The sequence below is a fragment of the Saccharomonospora saliphila YIM 90502 genome (assembly GCF_000383795.1).
Classification (GTDB): domain Bacteria; phylum Actinomycetota; class Actinomycetes; order Mycobacteriales; family Pseudonocardiaceae; genus Saccharomonospora; species Saccharomonospora saliphila.
Map to the genome: position 1 here is coordinate 423,039 of NZ_KB912640.1, position 2,787 is coordinate 425,825.

Annotated in this window: 4 protein-coding genes; all 4 read right to left on the bottom strand. The window is 72.5% G+C overall.

Features of this window, described 5'->3' with window-relative positions:
* A partial coding sequence (locus SACSA_RS21915; protein ID WP_019814596.1) for a MogA/MoaB family molybdenum cofactor biosynthesis protein occupies positions 1-366 on the bottom strand: 366 nt, incomplete at its 3' end.
* Positions 363-842, bottom strand: coding sequence for a cyclic pyranopterin monophosphate synthase MoaC (gene moaC, locus SACSA_RS0107125; RefSeq protein WP_019814598.1), 480 nt, complete (start codon positions 840-842; stop codon positions 363-365). The genes SACSA_RS21915 and moaC, both read right to left, overlap by 4 nt.
* The gene (locus tag SACSA_RS0107130; RefSeq protein ID WP_019814600.1) at positions 839-2,254 is read right to left on the bottom strand and encodes an NAD-dependent malic enzyme; all 1,416 of its coding nucleotides are present in this window, start codon (positions 2,252-2,254) and stop codon (positions 839-841) included. Before SACSA_RS0107130 ends, moaC begins: the two co-directional genes overlap by 4 nt.
* A gap of 118 nt (positions 2,255-2,372) precedes the next feature.
* A complete protein-coding gene (locus SACSA_RS0107135; RefSeq protein WP_019814602.1) occupies positions 2,373-2,594 on the bottom strand; it encodes a hypothetical protein in 222 nt (73 codons plus the stop codon).
* Between the last annotated feature and the right edge of the window lie 193 nt (positions 2,595-2,787).

The following is a 2,787-nucleotide window of genomic DNA, read 5'->3' on the forward strand; positions in this document are numbered from 1 at the left end:
CGCGCGACCCGCCACCCCGGCCAGCCCACGCGAGAGCACGGCCGTGGGCACCGCGTCCCGGCCCGCCTCGCGGATCGCGTCGGCCAAGCCGGGTAGTTCGGCGTCCAGCACCGGTGCGGTCGCCTCCGGCGTCCGGTCGGTGGGCGAGACCCCGGTCCCCCCGGTGGTCAGTACCAAATCCGCACCGGCGGCGAGGGCGTCCCGCAGCGCCCGCGCGACCGGTTCCCCATCCGGCACGACCACGGGTTCGGCCACGTCGAAGGACCGCTCGGCGAGCCAGCCGGCGATCAACGGGCCGGTCGTGTCGGCGTAGACGCCGTCGGCCGCCCTGGTGGACGCGACGACGATCCGGGCGGTGCGGGTCATCGGCCCTCCTCCCGCCGCCAGGCGCCGGACGAGCCGCCGTCCTTGCTCACCAGCCGCACCTCGTCGAGGGAGGCCGAGGGATCGACGGCCTTGACCATGTCGTGCAGCGTCAACCCGGCCACCGCCACGGCCGTCAGCGCCTCCATCTCGACCCCGGTGCGGTCGCTCGTGCGCGCGGTGGCGGTGATCGCCACGCTCTCGGCGCCCGGGTCGAAGTCCACGTCCACCTTCGCCAGGGCGATCTGGTGACACAGCGGGATCAGCTCGGGCGTGCGCTTGGCACCCAGCACGCCCGCGACGCGGGCCGTGGCGAGCGCGTCGCCCTTCGGCAGCTCGCCCGCCGTCAGCAGCCCGATCACCTCGGACGTCGTACGCAGCGTTCCCCTGGCGACGGCGGTGCGCGCGGTGACGTCCTTGCCGGAGACGTCGACCATGCGCGCCGTGCCCGCCTCGTCGAGGTGGCTCAGTTCACTCACGTCGTCGAGGTTACTGCCTCGGCCCGCTCGGCCTCTCCCCGTGCGGCGGCCCGGACGGCCTCCGCGACGGCCGGGGCCACCGCGGCGTCGAACACGCTGGGCACGATGAACGACGCGTTGAGCCGGTCGTCGACCACGTCGGCGATCGCGTTCGCCGCCGCCAGCAGCATGTCGTCGTCGATGTGGTGGGCCTGCGCGTCCAGCAGGCCCCGGAACACGCCGGGGAAGGCCAGCACGTTGTTGATCTGGTTGGGGTAGTCGCTGCGCCCCGTGGCCACCACGGCGGCGTGCCGCTGCGCCTCCAGCGGATCGATCTCCGGGTCCGGGTTGGCCAGCGCGAAGACCACCGCGTTGTCGGCCATCGTGGCGACCTGCTCGGCCCCGAACAGATTCGGCGCCGACACGCCGATGAACACGTCGGCGCCCACGAGCGCGTCGTGCAGCGTGCCGGTCGTCCCCTCGGCGTTGGTGTGCTCGGCGACCCACCGCAGGTTGTCGTCGAGGCCGTCGCGCCCGGCGTGCACGACACCGTCGATGTCGACGGCCACGATGTCGGCGGGCGACTTGCGGCGCAGCAGCCGGATGATCGCCGACCCGGCCGCGCCGACCCCGCTGACCACGATGCGGCACTTCTCGATGGGCTTGCCCACCACGCGCAGCGCGTTGCGCAGCGCCGCCACCACCACGATCGCCGTGCCGTGCTGGTCGTCGTGAAAGACCGGGATGTCGAGCTGGTCCCGCAGGCGCGCCTCGATCTCGAAGCAACGGGGCGCGGCGATGTCTTCGAGGTTGATCCCCGCGTAGACGGGGGCCAGCGCGCGCACCGTCGCGATGATCTCCTCGGTGTCCTGGGTGTCGAGGCACACCGGCCAGGCGTCGACTCCCGCGAACTTCTTGAACAGGGCGGCCTTGCCCTCCATCACCGGCAGCGCCGCCTCGGGGCCGACGTTGCCCAGCCCGAGCACGGCCGAGCCGTCGCTGACCACGGCCACGGTGTTGCGCTTGATGGTGAGCCTGCGTGCGTCGGAGGGATTGGCCGCGATCGCCCGGCACACCCGGGCCACGCCGGGCGTGTACGCGCGGGACAGGTCGTCCCGGTTGCGCAGATCGACCTTGGGGCTGACCTCCAGCTTGCCGCCGAGGTGCATGAGGAACGTCCGGTCGGAGACCTTGCGCACCCGCACGCCCGGCAGCTCGTCGAGCGCGTTGGTGATGCCCTCGGCGTGGTCGGCCGACGACACGTTCGCGGTGATGTCGACGACGATCGCGTCGGCGTGCGATTCGACGACGTCGAACGCGGTAAGCACCCCACCGACCCGGCCGACCGCCGTGGTCAGGTCACCGGCCGCGCTCGCCGAGGGCGGCGCCTCCAGCCGCACGGTGATCGAGTAACCGGGCCCGGGAACCGGCATGGGACTACCCCCGCATCGACTACACCAGCGATTCGCGGGGAAAGCCTATCCACGTGACCCGCGTCATTCCGGGCCGGATGGGTGACTCACCGGTAACTTCGTGCTGGTCCCCGGGCCCTCAGGCCGACCTGTTGATCTCGGTCTCCGGGTGCTCGTACGGCACGTGCTCCAGCGGGAACGTCGTGTCGTCCCCGTACGGCGACAGCGCACCCTGCCGGTCCGCCGCCAGCTCCGAGACCGGGTGGTCCTGCTCGCCCGCCTCCGGCCAGGTCGGATCGATCCGCTTGCGCTTGTCGTCCTTGCCCACGTCGTCCTCCTCACTCGACCAACGACTGACCATAGTCTGCCGGACGCGGTGTCGCGGCGGATATCGTGGTGAGGATGGCCGCCATCTCTCTCGCGGACTGGCTGCGTTCACTGTCCGACGACGCGCTGGACGCGCTGCTGCGCGACCGGCGCGATCTCGCCACGCCGCCGCCCGCGGACTCCGGTGTGCTCGCCACCCGCGCGGGCACGGCCGGGTCGATCGCCCG